The sequence below is a fragment of the Novosphingobium terrae genome, from assembly GCF_017163935.1.
GTDB classification, from domain to species: Bacteria; Pseudomonadota; Alphaproteobacteria; order Sphingomonadales; family Sphingomonadaceae; genus Novosphingobium; species Novosphingobium terrae.
Window position 1 is genome coordinate 170605 of sequence record NZ_JABVZR010000002.1, and the last position, 25985, is coordinate 196589.

Sequence of the window (25985 nt, forward strand, 5' to 3'; positions counted from 1 at the left end):
CGCACCGGGGGAGAACCATCATGGGCGCTGTAAAGCCAAGGATAAGGCGCAGCCCCCAGCAGAATGAGGCGCTGATCATGCAGGCGCTGATGCAGGCCAATGGCCCGCTCAGCGCCTATGATATCGCCCGTGTGGCCAGCCATGAAAGCGGCGTGATCGTCCCCGGGCAGGTCTATCGCACGCTGGAACGGCTGATCCAGCAGCGCCGCGTGCTGCGGATCGAGATGCTCAATGCCTATCTGCCGCGCCCGCAGAGCGGACATCTCTGCCTGATCTGCACCATCTGCCACGATGTCAGCTTTATCGAGGCGCCTCAGCTGCAAGCCTGCGTCACGCAGGTCAGCGCGGCCTATCGCTTCACCCCCTCAAGCGGGATGATCGAAACGCTCTGCCACTGCCGCGCCTGCGGGGAGCCGACACCGTAAATCCCGTTTGCTCTTGGCCCATCGCCTGATACAGGAGCGCCCGTCTCCACCGCTGGCGAAAGACTGTCCCGCGATGCCGCATATCACCACCGGCGCTCAGGCTCTGGCCGAACTCTTCGATGTCGATGTCCTTTCGCTGCTGGCCAGCGGGATCTGCTTGCTCACAGCCTTCGCGCTGGGCACGCTGATCGGGCTGGAACGGCAATGGCGCCAGCGCACGGCGGGGCTGCGCACCAATGTGCTGGTGGCCGTGGGTGCGGCGGCCTTTGTCGATCTGGGGCTGCGCACGGCGGGCGCCGATGGCGGGGTCCGGGTGATTTCCTATGTCGTGTCGGGCATCGGCTTTCTGGGCGCGGGCGTCATCATGAAAGAGGGCACGCATGTGCGCGGGCTCAACACGGCGGCCACGCTCTGGGCCTCGGCGGCGGTCGGCAGTTTCGCGGGCGCGCGCAAGCCTGCCGAGGCCGTGCTGGTGACCATCTTCGTGCTGGCGGGCAACACGCTGCTGCGCCCGCTGGTCGATTTCGTGAACCGCCGCCCGATCACCGCTGAGGACACCGAAGCGCTCTACCGCATCCATGTGGTCTGCGAGGACGATCGCGTCACCGATGCCCGCGACCTGCTGTTCGAGGAGCTGGAAATCCACCACTATCCGATCCGCGAGATCGAAACGCTGACCGATGGCGAGGCGCAGGTGGAACTGGCCGCAATCCTGCTGCCCACCAGCGCCGATCCCGCCGAACTGGACGCCATCACCAGCCATATCGCCCGGCATGAGAAGATCATCAGCGCCACATGGACCGTCAGCACCACCACCTAACCGGGAAAGCCTGCCTTCATGCGTATCCTGCTGGTTGAGGACGATGCCGCTCTGGCCGCCGCGCTGACCGGCGTGTTCGACAAGGCCGGTTTTGCCGTGGACCATGCGGGCGGGCAGGAGGATGCCGCGCTGATGCTGCGCGCGGGCCACTATGCCGCGCTGATCCTTGACCGGGGCCTGCCCGATGGCGACGGGCTGGAGCTGCTGCAAGACCTGCGCGCCAGGGGCAGCACCATGCCGGTGATCGTGCTGACGGCGCGCGGCACGCTGGACGCGCGGATCAGCGGGCTGGACAAAGGGGCGGACGATTACCTCGCCAAGCCCTTCTCGCCCGATGAACTTATGGCCCGGCTGCGCGCGGTGCTGCGCCGCAACGGCAGCTTTCAGGGGCGCGAGGTGAGTTGCGCCAACCTCAGCTTCGATATCGACAATCAGGTGCTGAAAATCGACGGCGAAAGCGTGGCTCTCTCGCAGCGCGAAGGCGCGCTGCTGGCTCTGCTGATGCGCCGTGCGGGGCTGGTGGTCACCAAACGTCTGGCCGAGGATCAGCTGTTCGGCGCGGGCGACACGTTGGGCTCCAACGCCATCGAGGTCTATGTGCATCGCCTGCGCCAGAAGCTGGATCAGGCAGGCAGTCAGGCCGAGATCGTCACCGTGCGCGGCGTGGGTTATCTGATGCGGGCACGCCAGTGATCGCCCGACTGCGCCATCTCTCCAGCGCTCTGCTCACGCGCATCCTGCTGGTGGAGGCGGTGACCATCGTGGTCGCCTGCGTGCTGCTGCCTTTGCTGGCGCGTTCGGTGCTTCACAATTCGGTGGCGACGATCGAGAAGGACATGCTGCGCCAGCAGGCCTATGCCATCGCTGCCTCGCTGCAGCCCACGCCCGATGGGGGCCTGCGCGTGGCCCTGCCTGCCGCGCATCAGCCGATCTATGCCTCGGGCTATGACGGGCGCGCCTATGCGGTGCTAGGCGATCATGGGCAGGTGCTGGATGCCAGCCGCCTTGCCCTGCCCTCGCTCTGGCCCGCCGATCTGCGCGGCAACTCCATCCATCGCTTCGAGGGCGGGCCGCTGGTGGGGCTGAGCCTGCCCTTGCGCGATGGCCCTCGCCGCATCTGGGTGGTGGTCACGCAGGACCAGAGCCGCCCCGGCGCCGTGGTCGACGATGTGGTGCGCAAATTTCTCGGCACCTATTGGGTGGTGCTGGTGGGGCTGCTGGCGCTGATGCCGCTGGTCAATGGCATCATCCTGTGGGGATCATTGCGAGGCCTGCGCCGCGCCGCCCGCAATGCCGCCGCCATCCATCCCCGCACCCCGGGCGCAAGGATCGACGAAAGCGGCCTGCCCGCTGAGGCGCAGGTGCTGGTCCATGCCACCAATGATCTGATCGAGCGCCTCTCTGCCGCGCTGCATCAGGTGGAGGAGTTCGCGGGCAATGTGGCGCATGAATTGCGCACGCCGCTGGCCACGCTTCAGCTTCAGGTCGCCACGCTGGGCGATGCCCCGCAGCGCGCCGCTCTGGAGGCAGAGATCGCCCGTATGAGCCATGTGCTGGCGCAATTGCGCGATCTGGCCAGCATGGAGAATGCCGCCAGGGCAGCGCTCGCCCCGCTCGATCTGGGCGAACTGGCGATTGCCACCGTGGCCGACCTCACCCCGCGCGTGCTGGCCGAGGGGCGCAGCATCGCCGTGCTGGGCGCCGAGGCCCCGGTGATGGTCACCGGCAACGCCGGCCTGCTCACCATGGCCCTGACCAATCTGATCGAGAACGCCCTGCTCCACACGCCGGGCGGCACGGTGATCGAGGTGACGCTGGCCCCCACAGGCGCGGTCAGCGTCGCCGATGACGGCCCCGGTATCGCTCAGGCCGATCACGGCAAGCTCGCCCGCCGTTTCTGGCGCGCCGATCACCGCCGCAGCGACGGCGCGGGGCTGGGCCTCTCCATCGTCCAGCGCATTGTCGAGGTGCATCGCGGGCAGCTGGAAACAAGCGATTCGCCGCTGGGCGGCGCTTGTTTCACAATAAAAATTCCATGCGTCTGATCGTGATAGTCCCTGAACAACCGTAAGGTGCATGTAAGCAAGCGCGCATAATCTCAGGCGATTGTCTCGCAGCTTGGGGTTCGCAGCGCATGGATCATATCGCCACCGATGGGCAGGACACGCCTGTGCCCGTGCTGGGCAGGCACCGGCAATGGTGGATCACCGGCGTCCTGCTGGCGCTGGTGATCGCCCTGTTCTGGCTGGTGCCGCTGGTATGGCACGCGATCATGGCGCCGCCGCCCCCGCCCCCTGCTCCCGCCGACGATGGCACCTTCGCTGCGACAGATCGCGAATGGGCCACCCTGCGCTTCGAGACGGTTCACGCCCACAGCTTCAGCGATGCCGCCACCAGCGACGGCAAGATCGCGGTGGATGATGATCTGACCACGCCGGTCTTCTCGCCCTATACGGGCCGGGTGACGCGGATCATGGCCAAGGCGGGCGATCTGGTTCATGCGGGCACGCCGCTCTTCGTGGTGGCTGCCAGCGAATTCGTGCAGGCACAGAGCGATCTGGTGACGGCGCGCGGCGCCATCACCGCCGCCGACGCCCAATACCGCCAGAGCCGCGATGCCGAAGCCCGCCAGCACGATCTCTACGACCACAAGGGCGCCGCCCTGAAGGACTGGCAGCAGAGCCAGACCGATCTGGCCAGCGCCGACGCCGCCAAGCGCAATGCCGAGGCCAGCCTGCTGGCCGTGCAGAACCGCCTGCGCATCCTCGGTGCCGATGGCGCGGGAGCAGCCTCCCTTGGCGGCAGCCATGGCGAGGCCATTGTGCGCGCGCCCGTCGATGGCATCGTCACCCAGCGGCTGATCGGTCTGGGGCAGAACATCGGCAGTGTGTCGGGCGGCGGCAATGCCACGCAAGCCTTCACCATCTCCGATTTCCGCAAGGTCTGGCTGGTCGGCAATCTGCGCGAGGAAGACGCACAGCGCGCCCATATCGGCCAGATGATTCAGCTGCGCCCCTATGTCGGGCAACCCTTGCAGGCGCGGCTGACCTATGTCGCGCCCAGCATCGATCCGGCCACGCGCCGCCTGCTGGTGCGCGCCGAAATCCCCAACCCCGATGGCCGTCTGAAGCCTGAAACTTTCGCCACCTTTTCCCTGCTGACGGGCAGCGAGCGGCAATCGCTCTCCGTCGATCAGGAAGCCGTGATCTATGAGGGCAACACCGCCCGCGTGTGGGTTGCTTTGCCCCGCACGCATCGCCTCGGCCTGCGCCCTGTCACCACCGGCGCCACCGTGGATGGCCGCGTGGAGATCACCGGCGGGCTGAAGGATGGCGACACGGTCGTCACCGCGGGCAGCCTGTTCATCGACCGCGGCGCCAAGGCCGATTGAGGGGTAGCGCGGATATGAACCCCATCGTCGCCTTTGCCCTGCGTCAGCGCATCATGGTGCTGATCGTGCTGGGCGTGTTTCTGGCCGGAGGCGCTGTCGCCTTCCGGCTGCTCAACATCGAGGCCTATCCCGATCCCGTGCCGCCGATGGTCGAGATCGTGACGCAGAACAGTGGTCAATCGGCCAGCGAAATCGAGCGGTCGATCACCATTCCGGTCGAAATCCAGCTGGCGGGCATCAAGAACGTCAAGAAGGTGGAGACGATCTCGCTCTTCGGCCTGTCCGACGTGCGCGTGCAGTTCACCTTCGATTATGATTACGAGCAGGCCAAGCAGCAGGTCATCAACGCCCTGTCGCAATTGCCGCCGATGCCCAATGGCGCGCAGCCGGGCATTTCGCCGACCAGCCCGATTGGCGAAATCTATCGCTATCGCATCCGCGGGCCGAAGAATTATTCGGTCACGGATCTGAAGACCATTCAGGACTGGATTTTGCAACGCCGCTTCAAGGCCGTGCCCGGCGTGATCGATGTCAACGGCTGGGCGGGCAAGAGCAAGACCTATGAGGTGACGGTCGATCAGCGCAAGCTGGTGAGCTATGGCCTGTCGCTGGCGCAGGTGCTGAACGCCATCAACAACGCCAATGGCAATGTCGGCGGGCAGACGATCCAGCTGGGCCCGCAGGCCGCCGTGGTGCGCGGCGTGGGCCTGATCCACACGATGGACGATATTCGCGATACGCTGGTGGCCACGCCTGCGGGCGGGCGCCCGGTGCAGGTGAAGGATATCGCCACCGTCTCGGTCGGCAATGAGCCGCGTCTGGGCATTGTGGGTCAGGATGAGGATGACGATATCGTTCAGGGCATCATCCTGATGCGCCGGGGCGAGGCCAGCCTGCCCACACTGAAAGCCGTCGAGGCCGAGGTCGACAAGATCAACAATGAGGGCATTCTGCCGCCCGGCGTGCATCTGGAAAAGATCTATGACCGCACCGATCTGATCGACGTCACCACCCATACCGTGCTGGAAAACATGGTCTTCGGCGTGGTGCTGATTTTCCTCGTGCAATGGGTGTTTCTGGGCACCTTGCGCAGCGCGATCATCGTGGCGGCGACCATTCCCTTTGCGCTGGCCTTTGCGATCATCATCATGGTGCTGCGCGGGGAATCCGCCAATCTGCTCTCGGTGGGCGCCATCGACTTCGGGCTGATCGTGGATGCCACGGTCATCATGGTGGAGAACATCTTCCGCCATCTGGCCCAGCCGCCCAAGGCCCGTTTTGCGGCCACCGGCGCGCTGGACCATCAGGGCGGCATCCAGAGCTTCTTCGGCAAGCTGGGCATCATCGAACTCTCGGCCACCGAGGTGAACCGGGCGATCTTCTTCGCCGCCGCCATCATCATCGCCGGATTTCTGCCGCTCTTCACCCTGTCGGGCGTGGAGGGGCATATCTTCGGGCCCATGGCCAAGACCTATGCCTATGCCATCGTCGGCGGGCTGATCGCCACTTTCACCGTGGCGCCGGTGCTCTCGGCCCTGCTGCTGCGCGAGCAGGAGGAGGAGAAGGAAACGCTGATCGTGCGCGCCATGCGCCGCGTCTATGATCCGGCGATCCGTTTCGCGCTGGCCAACCGCATCGTGGCGCTGGGCGGCATGGGTGCGCTGCTGCTGGCGGCGGGCATCGCCGTGGGCGGTCTGGGTCTGGAGTTCCTGCCCAAGCTGGAGGAGGGCAATTTCTGGATTCGCGCCACCCTCCCCCCCTCGATCAGCCTTGAGGAGGCGCAGGGCCATGTGAACCGCATGCGCCATATGCTGATGAAGTACCCCGAGGTGAAAACGGTGATCTCCCAGCTGGGCCGCCCCGACGATGGCACCGACACCACCGGCTTTTTCAACGCCGAATTCTATGTGCCCCTGAAGCCCACCAGCCAGTGGCCCAGCGGCATGACCAAGGAGAAGCTGACCAAGCAGGTCAATGAGGAGCTGGCCGCGCCCTTCCCCGGCGTGGAGTTCAACTTCAGCCAGAACATCGAGGACAATGTGGAGGAAGCGGCCAGCGGCGTGAAGGGCGCCAATTCGGTCAAGCTCTACGGCAATGATCTGGAATCGCTGGAAAAGACGGCCTATCAAATCAAGAGCATCATGGCTGGTGTGCGCGGCATCACCGATCTTTCGGTCTTCGATGCGCTGGGTCAGCCCACGGTGAACATCAAGATCAACCGCGACAAGGCCGCGCATTACGGCCTCGCCCCCGGTGACATCAACGCCGTGGTGCAGGCGGCCATCGGCGGTCAGGCGGCGGGCAACCTTTATGAGTATGGATCGGATCGCAACTTCCCGATCATGATCCGTCTGGCGCCGCAGTTCCGTGATCGGCTCGATGCCATTCGTGCCATTCCTGTCGCCGTGCCGAACTCTACCGGAGGCGTGGCGCAGGTGCCGCTTTCGACCGTGGCGGATGTGAACCTCGTTTCGGGCTATTCCTTTATCTACCGCGAGAACCAGTCGCGCTACATCCCGATCAAGTTCAGCGTGCGCGGGCGCGATCTGGGCGGCGCGGTGCTGGAAGCGCAGCAAAAGATCGACAAGCAGGTCAGCCTGCCCCCCGGCAGCCGTCTGGAATGGGTGGGCGAATTCGGCGATCTGCAGGCCGCCATGGCCCGGCTTGAGGTGGTGGTGCCGATCAGCCTGGCGCTGATCATGCTGCTGCTGTTCCTCAACTTCGGCTCGCTCACGGATATGGCGCTGGCGGCCAGCGTGATGCCCATGGCGCTGGTGGGGGGCGTGCTGATCCTGGCCTTCACCGGCACGGCCTTCAGCGTTTCGGCGGCGATCGGCTTTATCGGGCTTTTCGGGATTTCGGTGATGGAGGGCATTCTGGTGCTGGCCTATTTCAACCAGTTGCTGGGCAGCGGTATGGCCCGCAGCGAGGCGGTCCTCCATGCCGCGCGCACCCGCTTCCGCCCGGTGATGATGACCTGCATCGCGGCCTGCGTGGGCCTGCTGCCCGCGGCTCTTTCCAGCGGGATCGGGTCGCAGGTGCAGAAGCCTCTGGCGCTGGTGGTGGTGGGCGGCATTCTGCTGGCCCCGGTGCTGATCCTGATCGTGCTGCCGGTGATGATCGACCTGTTCTCCAAGCGCCAGCCGCATCCCACCCGGCATCAGGAGGAGGTGGCATGAAGCGCGCCTCTCTCGGCCTGATGCTGATGCTGAGCGGCTGCGCGGTCGGCCCCGATTTCCACCAGCCCGCCGCGCCCAAACAGCAGGCCTATACGCCCGAGCCCCTCACGCCGATGACCGCGCCCGAAGGCCTCGCCGGGGGCACGCAGCAGGTGCGTGACGGGGTTGTGGCCGAGGATTGGTGGCGCCTGTTCGGATCGGACCAGCTCGATGCGCTGATCACCCGCGCTCTGGCCGCAAACAGCGATCTGGCTGCCGCGCGGGCGGCTCTGGATCAGGCGAGGGAAAGCTGGAAGGCGCAGCGTGGCGTGCTGTTCCCCACGGTGGACGCCGGGGCCGGCTCCAGCCGCAACAAAAGCTCGCAATATCTCTCGGCGGTCCCGGGAGACAACAGCTATACCTACAGCCTGCAGACCGCTCAAGTGACGGTAGGCTACACGCTCGACCTCTTCGGCGCCAACCGGCGCGGGGTGGAGCAGGCCCATGCCCAGTTCGATGCCCAGCGCTTCCAGACCGAGGGCGCGCGCATCTCGCTGATCAACACGGTGGCCGCCACCGCCTTTCAGGAGGCCTCGCTGCGCGGCCAGATCGCGGCGCAGGAACGGATGATCGCCATCCAGAGCGAAACGCTGGACATCCTGCACCGCCAGCAGGCGCAGGGTCAGGCAGCAGGCGCCGATGTTCTGGCGCAGGAGGCCTTGCTGGCCCAGAGCCGCGCTGCTCTGCCGCCCCTGCAACGCGCTCTGGCGCAAAGCCGCGATCTGCTGGCCTATCTCACCGGCGGCAGCGCGGGGGATGGCTCGGTGTCCGGGATCGATCTCGACAAGGTCACCCTGCCGCGCGATCTGCCGCTCTCCCTGCCCTCGGCGCTGGTGAGGCAGCGCCCCGACGTCCGCGCTGCGGAGGCCAATCTCCATGCCGCCAGCGCCGGCGTGGGCGTCGCCATCGCCAACCGCCTGCCGCAATTGACGCTGACCGCCAGTGCGGGCGGGCAATCGGGAGGCTGGGCCAATCTGCTGTCGGTGGCCAATACCTTCTGGTCGGTGGGCGGCGGGATTGCCCAGCCGATCTTCGCCGGGGGCAGCCTGCTTCACAAGCAGCGGGCGGCTCAGGCGGCTTACCGGCAGGCCGATGCGCAATATCGCTCGGCGGTGCTGGGGGCGTTTCAGAATGTCGCCGATGTGCTTCAGGCGCTGCAGACCGATGCCGCCGCTCTGGATGCCGCCGTGCAGGCCCAGCACAGCGCCGAGGCCAGCCTGGCCATCGCCCGGCGCCAGTACCAGCAGGGCCAGATCGCCTTCCCCACCATGCTGGCCGCGGAACAGACATTGCGTCAGGCCGAGCAGTCGCTGGTGCAGGCGCAAACCGCGCGCCTCACCGATACGGCCGCCCTGTTCGAGGCGCTGGGCGGCGGATGGAGGCCGGATTCCGCCCCAAAATAAAATTCCGTCTCCAGCCTTAAAATCCGCCTTCAGCTGCCGTCCACAGTAACCTCCAGACTGGATGGCAGCATCCGGCGCCCCTATGCGGCGCTATGCGTACAGGCGGTAAAACAGGTCGCTGGAGCGGCGTGTCCGAAGCAAGTCGGGCCCCAAAAGCGCTTCAGGCCGATCCCAGGAGAAGGCCCATGATCGTCAACAGCGTGACTTCGACCCCCAATGATTATCTCGTGACCCAGCGCGTCACGAACAATCTGGCAGCGAACAATCTGGCCGCCATCAACGCGCAGATTGCGCAGGACGCCCAGACCAACCCATCGGATTCCAGTCTGGAGGCCTCTGCCTCCGAGACCGTCGATATGGAGACCATGCGCGCCACGCTTGAACAGCGGATCGCGCAGGATGTCGCCTCCGGCAATCTGTCGGACAGCGACGCCACCACCGTCCGGCTGACGCTGGATGAAATCGACGGCAACGCCAGCAGCACCAGCCAGACCAACGCGACCAACACCCAGACGAACGACACAAGCGCGGTTCAGGCCGGCAACAACGCGGCCGTCAACGGCACCACCGCCCGCACCGTGGTGACCCAGACAGTCACCATCGAGGGCGGGGTGATGACCACCGTGACCTTCTACAGCGACGGCACTCAGGAAACGACCACCAGCGTGGCCACCCCGGATGACGTGCAGCAATATGGCAATCAGGCCCAGATCCAGCAGCAGAACACGGCCCAGGCCACCGCTCAGGCCACGACCATGCAATATCTGGCGACCATCGAGGCCGGCACGCTGTTCAACCAGATGGCCTGACCGTTCTGATCGGCAGGCGCGCGCCTGATCGCGGCGCCCCTGCCGCTGCGAGGTTCAGGAGGCGAAGAACGGCGCGCAACTGCTCATGAACCCCGGGAGGTCAAGCTCCTCTCCGGGGGCGTTCAGGCGGGACGGCGGAGCTGTTTCTGCCGGTCTAACCGGCTTCGGCGCGGATCTGCGCCTCAAGGCGGCGGCGGACCTTCAGCGCGCCATTGTCCACCCTTGCGCTGATCTCCGGAGGCAGCGTTGCGCCGGATTGCAGCACGCGCTCGATGGATTCGATGGCGTCGATGTCCTCGGGCTGGATGCGGCTGCCCATGCCGCGCTGCATATCGCCCAGTTGCGGGCGGTCGAGGCCGAAATCGCGGGCGGTGTTGACGAAATAATGCAGCCGCGTCGGGCTGGCCGGGGTGATCATATGGAGATAGTTCTGGATGCCCAGCGGCGCCCCGCTGGCCGCATCCACCATGGCGCCCCCGGTGCGGATCAGGCAGGGCCCGAGATATTCGGCATCGAAATGCTGATGAACCGGCCCCTGCTGATCAGGAAATTGCATGGCCAGCAAAGGGTTGAGCGGCAGGTTCTCGCCCTTGCGCTGCACCGTGATGCTCTGCGGGCTTTCGATCACGGAGACAGGGATCGCGGCCACCTTCTCGCCGCCCGGAATGGTCTTGTCATGGATAAAGGTGACGTGGCTGAGATCGAGCAGATTTTCGATCAGCAGCGTATAGCGCGCCTCCACCGTCGCCAGCGGATGCTGCTCCACCGCCCAATCCTCGCGCCCCAGACCGATGGCACCCAGATCGGGCAGCAGCGCGGGATCGGCCTTTTCGGGAGCGCCCGTCCAGATCCAGATCAGACCGCCCGCCTCCTCCACAGGATAGCGGCGCAGCGAGGATTTCTGAGGCACGCCGCTCTGGCTCGGCACGCGCAGGCAGGTGCCATCGGCGCCATATTCGAAACCATGATAGCCGCATTGCAGCGCATCGCCCACCAGCCGCCCCCTGGCCAGCGGAAAGGCGCGATGCGGGCAGATCCCCGCCACGGCCACCGCCGCACCAGCCTGCGTGCGGTACAGGATCACCGGCTCGCCCAGAATATCGCGCGCCAGCAGATGGCGGCCCAGCTCATCGGCATAGGCGGCCACCCACCATTGATCATGGGGATAGGGCTCTTGCGTGGTCAGCGGATAGGCGGCGGTGGTCATGGCTCTCTCCCTCTGGATGCCCTATGGGCTTGGGCTCATGTTTGTCATCTGACCAACTTGTTTGTCAATCGATAAACTTGCACGCTGCCTGCCACCGAGGCATGAAGGCCGCCATGCCACGTGAAGCCTCCGCAAAAGCCCGTTATGACGGGCAGGAAAACCGCCGCCTCGTGCTGGAGGCGGCGCTGCAGGTCTTTTCCGATCTGGGCTTTGCCGGGGCCAGCACTCGGGTCATCGCCGCCGCCGCCGGGATCGAGCAGGGCCATCTGGCCTATTATTTCCCCTCGAAACTGGCGCTGTGGCAGCAGGTGATCGAAGCCTTTGCCCGCGATGGCGAGGCTTATCTGGCCGAGCATCTCACCGATCAGGCCCTCGCCGATCCCGCGGCGACGGCCCGCGCCATCCTGCCGGGCTATCTGCGCAGCTTTGCCGCCAATCCACGCCTGACGCGGTTGATGCTTCAGGAGTTTTCCGTGCTCTCCCCCCGCCATGACTGGGTGGTGGAGCATATCGGCAAGCCTGTCTGGCAGCGTTTAAGCCCGCTGTTCCGGGCTTTGGCGGCGGGTGGCCATCTGGGCAGCGCTCAGCCGGAAATCGCCTATTTCAGCCTGATCGGCGCGGCGCTGATCACCTTTGGCAATCCCGAGCTGGTGCAGGCCCTGACCGGCGCCGACACCCATGGCGAAGCATGGATCGATCAGGCCATCGCCCATATGCTGCGGCCCATTCTGCCGCCATCCTAGATCGGATTGCTGCCACGCGATCAGGCGGCCAGTGTCAAAGCCGCCGCATGCTGGTGAGCAATGCGGAACTGCTCGACCTGCTCGGCCAGATCGCCCGCCAGTTGCGAGAGATTGTCCGCCGAGGCCGCGCATTCCTCAACCATCGCCGCATTCTGGCGGGTGAAGCCGCCCATATGCTCCATATTGGCGTTGACGGCGCTGACGCTGTCGAGCTGCTCCTCACTGGCGGTGGAAATGTTTTTGGCCAGATCGCTGATCTCCCCCATCCGCGCGGTGATACGATCGAGCGCCTGATCCATATTGTCGACCAGCGCCACGCCAGTCTCGACCTGATGCAGGCTGGCCCCGATCCGCGCCTTCACATCCGAAGCCGCCTGAGAGGCCCGGGCCGCCAACGCCCGCACCTCGCCCGCCACCACGGCAAAGCCCCGCCCCGCATCCCCCGCGCGCGCCGCCTCGACCCCGGCGTTGAGTGCCAGAAGATTGGTCTGGAAAGCGATGCCCTCGATCACCCAGATGATCTCGGCAATTTCCGAGGAGGAGCGCTGCATCGCATGCATCGAGTCCATCGCCTGCCGGATCACCGTGCCGCCAGCCTCGACCTCGCCGCGGAACTGGCCGATCACCCGGCTCGCCTGATGGGCCGAGCTGGTGGTCCGCTGCGCCTGCGCATTGATGTCCTTCACCGCCTGCGACATCTGGGCCAGACCCAGCGCCTGCCGCTCGGTCCTTTCGGCCAGATCGCGCGAGGCTGAACGGATCTCCGCCGAGCCGACATTGACTGCCCCAGTGCTCTGCGACACCGCCGCAAACGCCGTGCCGACCCGTTGCATCGCCATGTTGAAATCGCTCTGCAGCTGCTGGAACACGCCGTTGAAGCGCCCTTCCAGCTTGGCGGTCAGATCGCCCTCGGCCAGTCTTGCCAGACACTCCGCCAGGGCCGATACGGCGCGGGCCTGCTCCTCTTCGCTCATGCGCTTGGCGATGGCATTTTCGCGGAAGACCTCCAGCGCGGCCTGCATCCGGGCGATCTCCTGCGTATCAGCCCTGAGCTGCGCGCGCACCGACAAATCCCCCCCGGCCAGCGCCACCATATCCGCCTGTACCGCCGCCAGAGGCTGGCCGACGATGCGTTCCGCCGCGCTGCGCAACTGCCAGGCCAGCAGGCCGATCAGCACCAGCGCGGAGAGCAGCAACATCAATTGCGTATGGCGCGCCCGGGCCATCACCGCCGACATCGGCAGATCGACCAGCACCGTCCATTGCGCATCAAAACCGGGGAAGCGCACCGGCGTCTCGACCCGCATCACCGAGCCAAGCCCCGGATCATCGACAAGGGCAAAACCGCCCTTGCTCTTGGGCCCCGGCTTGCCCAGAAGCTTTTTATCCGCCGTATAGATATAAAGGCGCGTGGCCGAGAGCAGCGAAATGCGCCCACCAAAGGGCACGAAAATGCGCCCGACCACCCCCTGCAGATCATCGAGCGCCCGGTCCCCGCCGATCACGGCCACCGCATGCCCCCCTTCGATGATCGGCCATTCCACAGAGGTCATCAGCACCGAACGGTCGCCCACGATATAGGGATAGGGCTCGATCAGGATCGGTCTGGGGCTGCGCAGCGACTGGTAATAGAAATCCGAGGAAGGGCCGCTGAGGTAATCCTTCACCGGATCGAGGGCCAGCCCCCCTTTCGCATCGTGATGCCAATAGGGGATAAAGCGGCCCGTCTGGTCATGGGCCACATCATGCGTGAAATCCTTGTCATGCCCGTCGAAGGCATCGGGGCGCCAGATGGTCCATGTGCCCAGCATATCGGGATTGTCGGCCAGTGTGGCGCGCATGATCTCGCGGTAATAGGCCCGGTCACGCAGTCCAGCCGCGCGGGCCGCCTTGAAGGCGGCCTGCTCGCCCGCGATCACGCCGATGGTTTCGCGGAATTCGGCCCGCACCTCGGCAGAGGCCTGCACGGCGACGATCTCGCTGATCTGGCGGGCCTGACGCTTGGCCGAGGCCTCGAAGATGATCGAGGTGACCAGCAATGACAGTAGAACGATCACCGCGATCACCACGGCAGCCCGCAGGCTCAGCTTGGCAGAAAGGGTTGTAAGCCGTGGCTGGCCGGGCATGGGGCAGTCTCCTGAGGCCCCTCATGAAGGCTCTATGCGAAAATCCGGTGAGGAAAGGCATCAGGGATAGGCGCATAGGCCTGTTAGCACTTCGTAGAGCCTTGGCCGGGGCAACGGATTGTCCATGAAGCCGCGCCCTCGAAATACCCTAGGGAATGCCGCCTGCCCTCCAGACAATCTGAAAATATCCCGGGTAAACCCGTTGCGTTTCACGGCGAAGCGCGGGGTCAGGTGGCACAGGCAGGCGGGATCGGCAGCGGACTTTTGCGGCAGGGCCTGCTGCCTGCTGCTGGGCCTGCCGGGTGCCGGGCGAGCCCATGCGGAGGATGCCGCAGCCACGCATCAGGACATCGTCATCACCGCCCTGACCGGGCAGGCACTGGAAGGTCTGGGCATCGCCAATGCCGGCGATCTGGTGCGCGCGGGAGCCTCGATCCAGATGCCCCCCTCTCTGCTTCAGGCCGCTGATACCGCGCTCTACAAGGCCAGGAGCAACGGGCTCAACCGCGTGGAAACCACCCTGCTGCTTAGCGGCGCAGGCTCCCCTTCCGCCGCCGCGTGACGGTCACTCGCCAACCTTCACCCGGGCCGTCACCGACAGGCCGGGCCGCAGCAAATCCGCCCCGGCCTGATGGCCATCGAAGCGGATACGCACCGGCACGCGCTGCACGATCTTGGTGAAATTGCCCGTGCCCGGCTCGAAGGGCAGCAGGGAAAAGCTTGAGCCTGACCCCGGCGCGATGCTCTCCACCGTGCCGCGCAGCCCATGGCCCAGAGCATCCACCGCAATGGTCACGCTTTGGCCGACGCGCATATGGCGCATCTGCGTCTCCTTGAAATTGGCGGTGATGTAGAGGGCGTCCATCGGCACCAGCGTGAGCAGACGCGATCCCGGCTGCACATAATCGCCCACCCGCACCTGCCGGTTGCCGACCGTGCCATCCACCGCCGCGCGGATCAGCGTATGCCCCTGATCCTGCCGCGCCAGATCGATGGCCGCCTGCGCCTGCTGTTGCCCCGCCAGCGCCTTGTCCAGCGCGGCCTGCAGCCCGGGGCGTCTGGCGGAGGTCACGCCGGATTCGCGCTGCGCCACCGCCAGCAGCGCTGAGGTTTTGGCCGCGGCCTGCTCGGCGGAGACAGCCGTGGTGCGATAGGTATCGGCATCGCGCCGTGCCACCGCGCCTGTCGCCACCAGCGTATCGTAGCGGCGGCGGTCGGCATCGGCACGCTCGGCCTCGGCGGTGCTGGAGCGGATTTGCGTGCGCGCTGCTGCCACCTGCGCGACATTCAGCCTTTCCTCGGCCCCAAGGCTGACCAGCGCCGCGCGTGCGGAAGCGACATTGGCTCTGGCATCGGCAAGGCTGGCCTGCGCCGCCAGCAGCTTCGCGTCGAACTCTTCAGGATCGATGCGGACCAGCGGATCGCCCGCATGGACGGCCTGATTGTCATGCACCAGCACCGCCGAGACAAGCCCGCGTACCTTGGGCGCCACAGAGGTCGAATCGGCGGCGACATAGGCATCGTCTGTCGATTCGGTCGACGGGCTCATGGCGATCCAGCCGATCCCCGCCAGAGCCGCCGCAATCGCCACCGCCGAGGCAATCACCGTGCGCTGCCCGGGCCCGCGCCGCGTGCTTTCAGGCGCCTGTGCAGCGCCGTTTCCGGAGGGTTCCGGCTCGGCCCGGCGGGCTGTGATCTGCTGTACCGCTTCACTCATTGAGACCTCCTGCATCGCCGCCTGAAGACGTGCCCTTGCGAATATGACGATTGTCATTTACATGACGATCATCATATTTGTCGAGATGGAATCGGAAAGGGCCACAGATGACAGCTTGGCTGAAAGGGATCGGGCAGGATTGGGCGCATGACCCGCAAGGCATGCCCACGCCTCGCAAATTCCTGATTCTGGCCGTGATGGCCTTCGGGCAGTTCATGGCCCTGTTCGATATTCAGATCGTCTCGGCGTCTTTGCGGGATGTTCAGGCGGGCCTCGCCGCCGGGCCGGATGAGATCAGCTGGGTGCAGACCGCCTATCTGATGGCCGAACTGGTGATGATTCCGCTCTCGGGCTATCTGGCGCATGCGATGTCGACGCGCTGGGCCTTCACCTTCTCGGCGGCCAGCTTCACCTTTTTCAGCCTGATGTGTGGCCTCAGCTGGGACATGGGCTCGATGATCGCCTTTCGCGCGGCACAGGGCTTTACCGGGGGCACGATGGTCTCGCTGGTTTTCGCGACCGCCTTCACCATCTTCACCGGCAAGCAGCGCGCGATGATCCCGGCCATTCTGGGGGCGGTCAGCGTGCTGGCCCCCACCCTCGGCCCCAGCGCGGGCGGCGCGATCACCGACTGGCTCGACTGGCGCTGGCTGTTCTTCATCAATGTGGTGCCCGGCATCGTGGTGACTTTGCTGTCATCGCAGGTGATCCGCGTCGACCGCGCCAATCCCGCCCTTTTCGCCCGCATCGACTGGAGCCATCTCATCGCCATGGCGGTGTTTCTGGCGGGTCTGGAATATGTGCTGGAAGAAGGCCCCCGCCATGACTGGTTCGGCGATCAGACCATTGCCATGGCGGGCTGGTGCTCTCTGGTGGGCTTTGTGCTGTTTCTGGAACGGTCCTTCTTCTCGCCCAATCCGCTGGTGAAACTCAGCCCCTTTCGCCAGCCGACCTTTGCCTTTGCCTGCATTTTCAATCTGGTGCTGGGGGTGGGCATGTATTCGGCGATCTATCTCGTGCCGGTCTATCTGGGGCAGGTACGCGGATACGACTCGCTGCAGATCGGCGAGACGGTGATCGTTGTCGGTCTGGCGCAGATGATCAGCGTGGTGGTGGCGGCCTCGCTCAGCCAGAAGCTGGATGCGCGCATCATGATCACCGTGGGCTTGGTCTGTTTCGCGCTCAGCCTGTGGCTTTCCTCGAACATGACCAGCGACTGGGGGTTCTGGGAGCTGGCGCCAAGTCAGGCCTTGCGCGGCTTTGCGATCATGCTCTGCATCGTGCCCAGCGTGACGATGGCGCTGGCCGGCTTCCAGCCCGCCGAGCTTAAATATGCCTCGGGCCTGTTCAATCTGATGCGCAATCTGGGCGGGGCCATCGGCATCGCCGTGGTCAACACGCTGCTTCAGGACCACACACGCATCGACAGCCTGCGCCTTGGCGAGGCCATGGCCCATGGCGCCGCCCCCATCAATGACACCATCACCGCCATGGCCGGGCGGATGGGGGCCGTGGCCCCCGATCCGCATCAGGCTTTGCTTTCCGCCCAGGGCCTGTTCGCCCGTGTGGCGGGGCGTGAGGCGCTGACCCTGGCCTTCAACGATGTGTTCCGCCTGCTGGCCTGGATGTTCATCGCCGCGCTGGTGATGGTGCCCTTCTGCCGACCGCCCGCCAATGCCGCCCCGCCGCCGCCCGATGCGGCGCATTGAGGAGATGCTTCCCATGACACGCCTGATCGCGGCTCTGCTCGCCACCAACCTGCTAACAGGCTGCACCGTCGGGCCGGATTACCGCAAACCCGATGTTGCGCTGACCGCCGCCTATCACACGCAAACCGCCATCGCCCCGGCGGAAGCGCAATGGTGGAAGCGCTTTAACGATCCTGTGCTGGATGGGCTTGTCGATCAGGCACTGGCCCAGAACATGGACATTGCCGCAGCCGCCGCGCGGATCAATCAGGCGCGCGGACTCGCCAAGGCGGCAGGCGCGGCCCTGCTGCCCACGGTGGGCGTGGGCGCTTCGGCGGAGCGCGACCATACATCCCTGCAGACGCCCTTCGGCGCCGCCTCGCGCGAATTGGGTTTCCCGCGGGATTATTCGCTTTATCAGGCAGGCGCTCAGGCCAGTTGGGAGATCGATCTCTTCGGCGGCCTGAGGCGCGGGCGTGAAGCGGCGCGGGCCGATCTGGCCTCCACGCTGGCCAATGCCGATGCGGTGCGCCTCAGCATCGCTGCCGAAACGGTCGATGCCTATCTGCAATTGCGCGGGCTTCAGGCGCGGCTGGCGGTGGCGCAGGGCCAGTTGCAGACCGAGAAACAGCTTGTCGATCTGATCCGCCAGCAGAGCGATCAGGGCGTCGCCTCCGACCTGTCACTCAACCGCACTCTGGGCGAGCAGCAGGGCATCGAGGCCTCCATCCCGCCGCTTCAGGCCGCGATCACCGGGCAGATCAACCGGCTTGCCGTGCTGGGCGGCCAGCAGGCAGGCACCGGGGCGGACGCCTTGGCCAATGCCGTGGCGATCCCCCTCGCCCCCGATCCGGGCGGCAGCATCGTGCCTGCCGAACTGATGCGCCGCCGCCCCGATCTGGTCGCGGCGGAGCGGCAGGTCGCCGCCGCCAATGCGCGGATCGGTGTCGCCATGGCCGAGTATTATCCGCATATCTCGCTGGATGGCTTGCTGGGCGTGGCCACGGTGGGCGGGGCCAGCATGTTTACCGGCAATGCGCTTCAGGCCAGCGGCGGCGGCGCCTTGCGCTGGCGGTTGTTCGATTTCGGCAAGGTGGATGCGCAAGTCGCCCAGGCGCGCGGGCGTGAGACCGAGGCACTGGCGCTCTATCGCGGCGCGGTGCTGCATGCCACCGAGGATGTCGAAAATGCCCTCACCCGCCTCGCTCAGGGCCGCGCCGAAATTGCCCTGCGTGAGCAGCAGCTTGCATCGCTCACCAAAGCGCGCGACCAGGCGCGACAAGCCTATGGCGCCGGTGTAGTGTCGCTGATCGATGTCCTTGATGCCGACCGCGCGCTGCTCGCCGCCTCTGACCGACTGGCCATGGCGCGGGCCGACACCGCGCGCGCCAGCGTGGCGGCGATCCGCGCGCTGGGCGGCGGATGGGAGAAAAGGACCTGATGATGAGTGAAAAACTGTCGCATAAGGAACGCACCCGCGCCCGCATCCTCGATGAATCCGCCAAGGCCATGCGCGAACATGGTTTCGACGGCATCGGCGTGGCCGCGCTGATGAAGCGCGCCGGGCTGACCCATGGCGGTTTCTATGCGCATTTCGAGAGCCGCGACGATCTGGTGGCCCATACGATCGACCGCCTGTTCGAGGACAATCGCACCTCTCTGGTGCGTCATCTTGAGCAGCCCGATCTCAAGGCTGGCCTCGCCGCCTATATTGACGATTATCTCTCCGAAGAGCGCATCAACTGGCGCGCGCGCGGCTGCGCCCTGACCTCGCTGATGAGCGAGGTGATCCGCCTGCCGCCCGCAGCACGCACCGCCTTCGCCGCCGGGATCGAGCGTTTCCGCAACCGTCTGCGCGATGTGCTGGTAGCGCTGGGCCATGAGCGGGCCGAGGAAGAGGCCACCTCCGCCCTCTCCGAAATGGTGGGTGCAGCCACGGCGGCGCGGGCCTTTGGCGAGGGCGAGATCGCCTCAGCCTTCCTGCAAACCTCGCGCCAGCAGATCAAGCAGCGGCTGGGGCTGTCCGGCTCTGGCGCCTGACAGCCCTGACCTTGTTCAGTCCGCAGTCCAGCCGCCATCGACGATCAGGCTGGTGCCGGTGATCAGCGCCGAGGCCTCGCTGGCGAGGAACACCACCGGGCCCATCAGATCCTCCACCGTGCCGATGCGGCCCAGCTTGATCTTGGCCAGCACGCTGGCACGGAAGGCTTCGTCCTCGAAATAGGGCCTGGTCATCGGGGTTTCGATAAAGGTCGGCGCGATGGTGTTGGAGCGGATGCCATGCGGCGCCAGATCCAGCGCAAAGGCCTTGTTCATCCCCTCGATCGCCCATTTGCTGGCGCAATAAAGCGAGCGCTTCGGCCCGCCGACATGCCCCATCTGCGATCCCATATGGATCAGGCTGCCCTTGATCCCTTCCGCGATCATCGCCTTCACCGCGCCTTGTGCGACGAAGAAGGCGCTCTTCACATTGAGGTCCAGCACGGTGTCGTAATCACCCTCGCTCACCTCCCACAGGGGCATCGGGCGGTTGGTGCCCGCATTGTTGACCAGCGTGTGGAAGGCCGGGCGCCCGGCAAAGAAGGCCTCGACGGCAGCGAGATCGCTGACATCCAGCACCGCCGCCTGCGCCTGGCCGCCCGCCGCGTTGATGGCGGCCGCGCCCTCTTCGATCTCACGCGCGGTGCGGGCGGCAAGGGTCACCTGCGCGCCCGCCTGCGCCAGAGCGGCGGCGGCGGCAAGGCCAATGCCTCGCCCCGCCCCCGTCACCAGCGCGCGCTGCCCATCGAGCCGGAAAGCCGGGGTTTGGGGCAGCGCTTCCATCAGACTGCCGTCAGTTCGCTGGGCTCGACCTGCCCGGCATAGGGCACGTCGCGATGGCCGAAGCGACGCACGCGGATGTTGGCCTGCTCGCCATGACCGGCAAAGCCTTCCAGCCCGCAGAGGCGGCTGCAATATTCACCGATCAGCGCCGAGGCCTCATCGGTGGTGACGCGCTGATAGGTGCAGGTCTTGAGGAACTTGCCGACCCACAGACCGCCCGTGTAACGCGCCGCCTTCTTGGTGGGCAGCGTGTGGTTGGTGCCGATCACCTTGTCGCCGAAGCTGACATTGGTGCGGTTGCCAAGGAACAGCGCGCCATAGTTGGTCATGTTCTTCAGGAAATAGTCGGGGTCCTGAGTCATCACCTGCACATGCTCGCTGGCGATCTCGTCAGCCACGCGCACCATTTCCTCATAGCTTTCGGCCACGATCACCTCGCCATAGGTTTCCCATGCCTTGCGAGCATGATCCGCCGTGGGCAGAATTTCAAGCAGGCGATCGATTTCCTTCATCGTCGCGCGGGCGAAAGCCTCGCTGTTGGTCAGCAGCACGCCAGGGCTGTCCGGGCCATGCTCGACCTGACCCAGAATGTCGGTGGCGGCCATTTCGGGATCGCAGCCGATTTCGTCGGCAATGATCAGCGTCTCGGTGGGGCCGGCGAACAGATCGATGCCGACGCGACCAAACAGCTGGCGCTTGGCCTCGGCCACAAAGGCATTGCCGGGGCCAACCAGAATATCCACCGGATCGATCGTCTCGGTGCCAATGGCCATGGCGCCGATCGCCTGAATGCCGCCGAGCGCATAGATGGCGTCAGCGCCAGCCAGCGCCTGAGCCGCCACGATAGCGCGGGCAGGCTTGCCCTGAAACGGCGGCGCGCAGGTGATGACGCGCTTCACGCCCGCCACCTTGGCCGTGATGACCGACATATGCGCCGAGGCCAGCAGCGGATACTTGCCGCCCGGCACATAGCAACCCGCCGCATTCACCGGCAGGTTCTTGTGGCCCAGCACCACGCCCGGCAGCGTCTCGACCTCGACATCCTTGATGCTGTCGCGCTGGATCTGGGCGAAATTGCGCACCTGCGTCTGGGCGAATTCGATGTCCTTGCGCTCTTGCGGGGTCAGGCTTTCCACCGCAGCGTCGATCTCGGCCTGAGACAGGCGGTAATCCTCGCGGTCCCAGCCGTCGAACTTGATGCTCATGTCGCGCAGGGCCGCGTCGCCGCGCTTCTCGATATCGGCCAGCGCCGCTTCCACGATATCGCGCACCTTGCGGTCGGCTTCTGCCTTCACCTCGGCTGCCGCGCCGCGCTTGAGATACTGGGCCATCGTCATCCTCCTCTTCGAGCGGCAGGCACGCGCCCGTCCCGACTCGTTGACGACGATGCATACATAATCATAGAAATTTTCCAACCCGGGATTTTTGAAAATATGAAAAGCCAATTTCTGTGGATTTTATGAATGAATGCATATTCAATTTGCCTTGCAAGCCTTTCACCCGCTACCACCCTGCCATGGCTCGCGATCCCAACCCCTCCGCCCCTGCTGTCTCCGTCCATGACGTGGCGCGCGCGGCGGGCGTCTCGCAATCGGCGGTGTCGCGCGCCTTCACGCCGGGCTCCAGCCTGTCGCCCGACAAGCGTGACCGCATCATCGCCATTGCCGCGCAGATGGGATACCGGCCCAATCCGCTGGCCCGCTCGCTGCTGCGCGGCAAATCGAACATCATCGGCGTGGGCGTGGGCGATCTGGCCAACCCCTTTTTCGTGCAAACGCTGCAATTGCTGTCCGAAGCGCTGGAAACCGCCAATCTGCGCCTGATGCTGTTCCCCGCGCATCGTTCAGAGGACGGGGGTTCCTCGGGCGCCGAACCCTCCATTCAGGAGGTGCTGCATTACCGCATCGATGCGCTGGTGCTGTTGTCGGTCAGCCTGTCCTCGAAGCTGGCCGAGGAATGCCGCCGCGCTCAGGTGCCGATCATCCTCTACAACCGCACCACAGGCCAGCACGACGCCTCCTGCGTGGTGGGGGACAACACCACAGGCGCGCGCACCATCGCCGCCCATCTGCTGGGCGGGGGGCATCAGCGCCTCGCTTTCCTGGCCGGAACGCCGGAAAGTTCCACCAATGCCCAGCGTGAGGCGGGCTTCAACGCCTATCTCGCGGAGCAAGGCCACGCCGCCCCGCTGCGCGAGGAAGGCCATTTCTCCTTCGATGCCTCCATGGCCGCGACACGCCGCCTGCTGGTCCGCGCGGACCGCCCCGATGCCATCTTCTGCGCCAATGACACGATGGCTCTGGCCGCGCTGACCGTCGCCCGCCATGAGTTCGGGCTGGATGTGGGGCGCGAGATCTCCATCGCGGGCTATGACGATGTGCCGATGGCCAGCTGGCCCTCTTTTGCGCTGACCAGCTATTCCCAGCCCGCACGGCCCATGGTGGATGAGACCGTGCGGCTGATCCACGCCCTGCGCGCCCATGGCGAAAGTCATGAAGAGGTGACATGCCCCGGCACGCTGATGGTGCGCGGCAGCACGAGGCCTGTCGATATGGCGCGTTTCAAGGGGAGCTAATGGTCAGAGACTGCCTGATTGCTTGCGGCATTTAATGATACAATATATCATTGAGCCCTACGCACTCTCCAGAAAGCTGATTCCTTGGCCACCTTGCTGTCCGGCGCCACGGCGCAAATTCCTGTCTCCCTGCTCACCGGTTTTCTTGGAAGCGGGAAGACCACCTTGCTTAACACGCTGGTCCGCGATCCAAGGATGAGCCGGGCACTGGTGATCATCAATGAGTTCGGCTCGATCGGCATCGACCATGATCTGATCGCCGCCTCCAAGGAGGAGGTGGTTGTGGAAATGTCCAGCGGCTGCCTGTGCTGCACGATCAGGGGCGATCTGGTCCGCACCCTGCGCGATGCGCCATGGCGTTTTGCCCGCGATGGCCTCTGCTGGTTCGACCGGGTGGTGATCGAGACCACGGGCCTCGCCGATCCGGTGCCGATCCTCCACACGCTGATGACCGATGAGCAGATCGCCTCGCTCTATCGGCTTGACGGGGTGATCACCACGGTGGATGCCGCCACCGGCATGGCCACGCTGGACCGGCAGGATGAGGCCGTGCGACAGGCCGCCGTCGCCGACCGGCTGGTGCTGACCAAAAGCGATCTGGTGAGCCCTGCAGATCTCGAAAGGATGGAGCGAAGGGTGCGGGCCATCAATCCTGCAGCGCCATTGATTCATGTGGTGCAGGGCGCTGTCGATCCGGCGGTTTTGTTCGATGCCGCTCTCTATGATCCGGCGGCGCGGGGCGAGGATGTGCAGGCCTGGCTCAATGCCGAGGCCTATGCCTCTGGCCACCATCACCATGGGCATCACCATGGGCATGATCATGCCCACGAGCATCATCATCACGACATCAACCGGCATGACGACCATATTCGCTCGGTCTGCCTGACCTTCGAGGAGCCGCTCGATGGCGAGGGGGTGGAGCGCTGGCTCGATACGCTGATGATGTTCGCCAGTCAGGATATTCTGCGGGTGAAGGCGATCCTCAATCTGGCGGGGGAAGCGGGCCCCATGGTGCTTCATGGCGTGCAGCATGTCTTCCATCCGCCCATGCGGCTGCAGGCATGGCCGAGTGAGGATCGCCGCTCGCGCATCGTCTTCATCACGCGCGATCTGGATGAGGAGGCGCTGCGCTCCACGCTGGGGCTGCTGACCCGGACTCTGACGCGCTTTTCCATCTATGGCCCGGAAGGATCAGCGCTGGCGGGGATGAGCCCGCAGCTTCAGCCTTTGCCCTCGGGGGATGGTGGCGGGCTGTTCGATCTGGCCCGTTAGGAGGCCCCCGCCAGGCCGATCAGATATGTGATCGCCCCCATGCCCAGCAAGCCGGTGGCGGCCAGCAGGCTGGTCGCCCAGGCGGGGCATCGCTCCAGACTGTCCGGGATCAGGTGGAAGGCGGCGATAAACAGGAAGATGCCACCCATCCCCGCCAGCAGGACACAAAGCACCGGCGCCGGAAGATCGAGCGAACCGCCAAGCAAGGCCCCGATCAGCGGCGCCAGCGCGTTGAGGACCAGCCACAGCCGTGCCCTCCCCCGCCCCGCCGAGATGCTGACGATGTTCACGCCGTCGGCCAGATCATGCGCCAGAATGGCCAGCGCCACCATCCAGCCCGCAGCACTGGTCAGTTGAAAGGCCAGAGCGATGCTGGCCCCATCCATCAGGCTGTGCAGCACCAGAAAGGCCGGGATGAGCGAGGTCTGCCTGCCGGTCATCCGCCTCTGCCCAAGGCGGGCCAGCAGCACGCAGGTGACCAGCACAGCCGCCGTGATCAGCAAGGGCCAGAGCGCGACGTGACCATGCAGCGCCAGTGCCTCAGGCAGCAGATCGAACAGCGCCGCCCCCATCACCATCCCGGCGGCAAGCGCCTGAAACAGCCCCACTTTCGTAGGCATGCGCAGCACAAGCTGCCCTCCGGCAAAGGCCGAGCATCCCGCCAGAGCCCCAAGCAGCGGTGGCCAGGCGCTGATCATCTCCACTTGCATGAGCCAGGCCGTGATGCGTGAAAAGGATTGCGGCCCACCGACCGGAAAAGACATTTCGACAAGCGCGCCGCCTGCTATTAATGATACATTGTTACATATGGGAAGTTTTCATACGCGTTCAAGCTGTTGGCGGAAATTTTTCACATGGAATCCCCGCAGCCAGCGTCACACGCCCCTAACCTTGGCATTTATGGTGACTGCCGGGCCCTTCAGCACCGGAACCCCAAGCCCGAATGGCGCCCAACCGTGAGGGAAACGCGGTTAACGGTGGAACCCGAAACTTTCGCCCATCGGGAAATGATATATTATACCCTTAATTCGGGATCGCTTCGGGAGTTACCAGAGTGCTTGGTTCTTATGCGGCGCGGGCGGGCGCCGTCGATGCTTTGCGTGCGCGCTTCGGCAACAGCCTTGCGCGCGCCCTGACATGCTTTGCGTCCATGGCGATGCTTCTGTCGAGCGCGGTGCCGGTTCAGGCCGGGGTGCTGCAATGCGTGCCCTTTGCCCGGGCCATGTCGGGCATCAACATTCATGGCGATGCCGACAGCTGGTGGGGGCAGGCCGCCCATCAGTTCGACCGCGGGTTGCGCCCCAAGATCGGCGCCGTGCTGGCCTTCCGCGCCACCTCGGTGATGCCGCATGGCCATGTCGCGGTGGTCGATGCCATCCTTGATGACCGCCATATCCTGCTCGACCATGCCAACTGGTCGCAGCCCGGGCTGATCGAGCAGGGCGTGCTGGCGGTCGACACCTCGGCGGCAGGCGACTGGAGCGAAGTCCGCGTGTGGTACGGCCCGGTCCATGGGCTGGGCAGCCGCGAAAGCCCTGCCTATGGCTTCATCTATGGCAGCGCCGCCAGGCCCGCCATCTCCGCCTTCGACCGCGCCTTCGCCTCGATGAACGCTGCCGTGCAGACGGAAGGCCAGGCTGACGGCGCCGATTATGCCCAACCCGATCGCTTCGCCGTCATGGATGAACGCCCGGTGCCGCAAAACGCCAGCGCCAACCCCGATAGCACCTTCGCGCGCTGAGCCCGCGCGCCACATTGCCGGACGGAT

General features: G+C 65.4%; 22 protein-coding genes. 16 read left to right on the plus strand and 6 right to left on the minus strand.

Features of this window, described 5'->3' with window-relative positions:
* The first annotated feature begins 20 nt into the window (after nucleotides 1-20).
* From HGK27_RS19365 to HGK27_RS19400, 8 genes are all read left to right on the plus strand, one after another.
* Nucleotides 21-425, plus strand: coding sequence for a Fur family transcriptional regulator (locus tag HGK27_RS19365; protein ID WP_206244489.1), 405 nt, complete (start codon nucleotides 21-23; stop codon nucleotides 423-425).
* Between the two features lie 73 nt (nucleotides 426-498).
* Nucleotides 499-1245 carry an MgtC/SapB family protein gene (locus HGK27_RS19370; RefSeq protein ID WP_206244490.1) on the plus strand — a complete coding sequence of 249 codons (747 nt, stop codon included), beginning with the start codon at nucleotides 499-501 and terminating at the stop codon, nucleotides 1243-1245.
* Between the two features lie 18 nt (nucleotides 1246-1263).
* The gene (locus tag HGK27_RS19375; protein ID WP_206244491.1) at nucleotides 1264-1938 is read left to right on the plus strand and encodes a response regulator transcription factor; all 675 of its coding nucleotides are present in this window, start codon (nucleotides 1264-1266) and stop codon (nucleotides 1936-1938) included.
* Nucleotides 1935-3290, plus strand: a complete 1356-nt coding sequence (locus tag HGK27_RS19380) for a sensor histidine kinase (protein WP_206244492.1) — start codon at nucleotides 1935-1937, stop codon at nucleotides 3288-3290. Before HGK27_RS19375 ends, HGK27_RS19380 begins: the two co-directional genes overlap by 4 nt.
* 89 nt (nucleotides 3291-3379) lie before the next feature.
* Nucleotides 3380-4636, plus strand: a complete 1257-nt coding sequence (locus tag HGK27_RS19385) for an efflux RND transporter periplasmic adaptor subunit (protein ID WP_206244493.1) — start codon at nucleotides 3380-3382, stop codon at nucleotides 4634-4636.
* Between the two features lie 14 nt (nucleotides 4637-4650).
* Nucleotides 4651-7815: an efflux RND transporter permease subunit gene (locus HGK27_RS19390; protein WP_206244494.1), complete on the plus strand. Its 3165-nt coding sequence runs from the start codon at nucleotides 4651-4653 to the stop codon at nucleotides 7813-7815.
* A complete protein-coding gene (locus tag HGK27_RS19395) occupies nucleotides 7812-9257 on the plus strand; it encodes an efflux transporter outer membrane subunit (RefSeq protein WP_206244495.1) in 1446 nt (481 codons plus the stop codon). The genes HGK27_RS19390 and HGK27_RS19395 overlap by 4 nt, the downstream gene beginning before the upstream one ends.
* Before the next feature lie 185 nt (nucleotides 9258-9442).
* Nucleotides 9443-10066: a hypothetical protein gene (locus HGK27_RS19400; protein ID WP_206244496.1), complete on the plus strand. Its 624-nt coding sequence runs from the start codon at nucleotides 9443-9445 to the stop codon at nucleotides 10064-10066.
* Nucleotides 10067-10220: 154 nt separating this feature from the next.
* Here HGK27_RS19400 and HGK27_RS19405 read toward each other — a convergent pair whose 3' ends face one another.
* Nucleotides 10221-11273 carry an aromatic ring-hydroxylating dioxygenase subunit alpha gene (locus HGK27_RS19405; protein WP_206244497.1) on the minus strand — a complete coding sequence of 351 codons (1053 nt, stop codon included), beginning with the start codon at nucleotides 11271-11273 and terminating at the stop codon, nucleotides 10221-10223.
* A gap of 113 nt (nucleotides 11274-11386) precedes the next feature.
* On the opposite strand from HGK27_RS19405, the gene HGK27_RS19410 reads away from it, so the two are divergent.
* Nucleotides 11387-12016 carry a TetR/AcrR family transcriptional regulator gene (locus tag HGK27_RS19410; protein ID WP_206244498.1) on the plus strand — a complete coding sequence of 210 codons (630 nt, stop codon included), beginning with the start codon at nucleotides 11387-11389 and terminating at the stop codon, nucleotides 12014-12016.
* Between the two features lie 20 nt (nucleotides 12017-12036).
* On the opposite strand, the gene HGK27_RS19415 is transcribed toward HGK27_RS19410, so the two are convergent.
* The gene (locus tag HGK27_RS19415; RefSeq protein WP_206244499.1) at nucleotides 12037-14142 is read right to left on the minus strand and encodes a methyl-accepting chemotaxis protein; all 2106 of its coding nucleotides are present in this window, start codon (nucleotides 14140-14142) and stop codon (nucleotides 12037-12039) included.
* A gap of 202 nt (nucleotides 14143-14344) precedes the next feature.
* Here HGK27_RS19415 and HGK27_RS19420 point away from each other — a divergent pair, with 202 nt between their 5' ends.
* Nucleotides 14345-14704 carry a PleD family two-component system response regulator gene (locus HGK27_RS19420; RefSeq protein WP_206244500.1) on the plus strand — a complete coding sequence of 120 codons (360 nt, stop codon included), beginning with the start codon at nucleotides 14345-14347 and terminating at the stop codon, nucleotides 14702-14704.
* Between the two features lie 3 nt (nucleotides 14705-14707).
* Here HGK27_RS19420 and HGK27_RS19425 read toward each other — a convergent pair whose 3' ends face one another.
* Nucleotides 14708-15859 (minus strand): HlyD family secretion protein, encoded by a 1152-nt coding sequence (locus HGK27_RS19425; protein ID WP_206244501.1) that lies wholly within the window; start codon nucleotides 15857-15859, stop codon nucleotides 14708-14710.
* Between the two features lie 107 nt (nucleotides 15860-15966).
* Here HGK27_RS19425 and HGK27_RS19430 point away from each other — a divergent pair, with 107 nt between their 5' ends.
* The 3 genes from HGK27_RS19430 to HGK27_RS19440 are packed head-to-tail and all read left to right on the plus strand — an operon-like array spanning nucleotide 15967 to nucleotide 19587.
* The gene (locus HGK27_RS19430; protein WP_206244502.1) at nucleotides 15967-17568 is read left to right on the plus strand and encodes a DHA2 family efflux MFS transporter permease subunit; all 1602 of its coding nucleotides are present in this window, start codon (nucleotides 15967-15969) and stop codon (nucleotides 17566-17568) included.
* 13 nt (nucleotides 17569-17581) lie between these two features.
* Nucleotides 17582-18988 carry an efflux transporter outer membrane subunit gene (locus tag HGK27_RS19435; protein WP_241127637.1) on the plus strand — a complete coding sequence of 469 codons (1407 nt, stop codon included), beginning with the start codon at nucleotides 17582-17584 and terminating at the stop codon, nucleotides 18986-18988.
* Nucleotides 18988-19587, plus strand: coding sequence for a TetR/AcrR family transcriptional regulator (locus HGK27_RS19440; RefSeq protein ID WP_241127638.1), 600 nt, complete (start codon nucleotides 18988-18990; stop codon nucleotides 19585-19587). The genes HGK27_RS19435 and HGK27_RS19440 overlap by 1 nt, the downstream gene beginning before the upstream one ends.
* Nucleotides 19588-19602: 15 nt before the next feature.
* On the opposite strand, the gene HGK27_RS19445 is transcribed toward HGK27_RS19440, so the two are convergent.
* Nucleotides 19603-20370: an SDR family NAD(P)-dependent oxidoreductase gene (locus tag HGK27_RS19445; RefSeq protein ID WP_206244504.1), complete on the minus strand. Its 768-nt coding sequence runs from the start codon at nucleotides 20368-20370 to the stop codon at nucleotides 19603-19605.
* The gene (gene hisD / locus HGK27_RS19450) at nucleotides 20370-21701 is read right to left on the minus strand and encodes a histidinol dehydrogenase (protein ID WP_206244505.1); all 1332 of its coding nucleotides are present in this window, start codon (nucleotides 21699-21701) and stop codon (nucleotides 20370-20372) included. Before hisD ends, HGK27_RS19445 begins: the two co-directional genes overlap by 1 nt.
* Nucleotides 21702-21850: 149 nt before the next feature.
* Here hisD and HGK27_RS19455 point away from each other — a divergent pair, with 149 nt between their 5' ends.
* Together HGK27_RS19455 and HGK27_RS19460 are read left to right on the plus strand one after the other, a co-directional pair.
* Entirely contained in the window at nucleotides 21851-22945 is a 1095-nt protein-coding gene (locus HGK27_RS19455; protein ID WP_241127639.1) for a LacI family DNA-binding transcriptional regulator, read from the plus strand.
* 84 nt (nucleotides 22946-23029) lie between these two features.
* Nucleotides 23030-24217, plus strand: coding sequence for a CobW family GTP-binding protein (locus HGK27_RS19460; protein ID WP_206244506.1), 1188 nt, complete (start codon nucleotides 23030-23032; stop codon nucleotides 24215-24217).
* On the opposite strand, the gene HGK27_RS19465 is transcribed toward HGK27_RS19460, so the two are convergent.
* Nucleotides 24214-24915: a ZIP family metal transporter gene (locus tag HGK27_RS19465; RefSeq protein ID WP_206244507.1), complete on the minus strand. Its 702-nt coding sequence runs from the start codon at nucleotides 24913-24915 to the stop codon at nucleotides 24214-24216. The genes HGK27_RS19460 and HGK27_RS19465 overlap by 4 nt on opposite strands.
* A 356-nt stretch (nucleotides 24916-25271) precedes the next feature.
* Here HGK27_RS19465 and HGK27_RS19470 point away from each other — a divergent pair, with 356 nt between their 5' ends.
* A complete protein-coding gene (locus tag HGK27_RS19470) occupies nucleotides 25272-25958 on the plus strand; it encodes a CHAP domain-containing protein (protein WP_241127641.1) in 687 nt (228 codons plus the stop codon).
* Nucleotides 25959-25985: the final 27 nt, after the last annotated feature.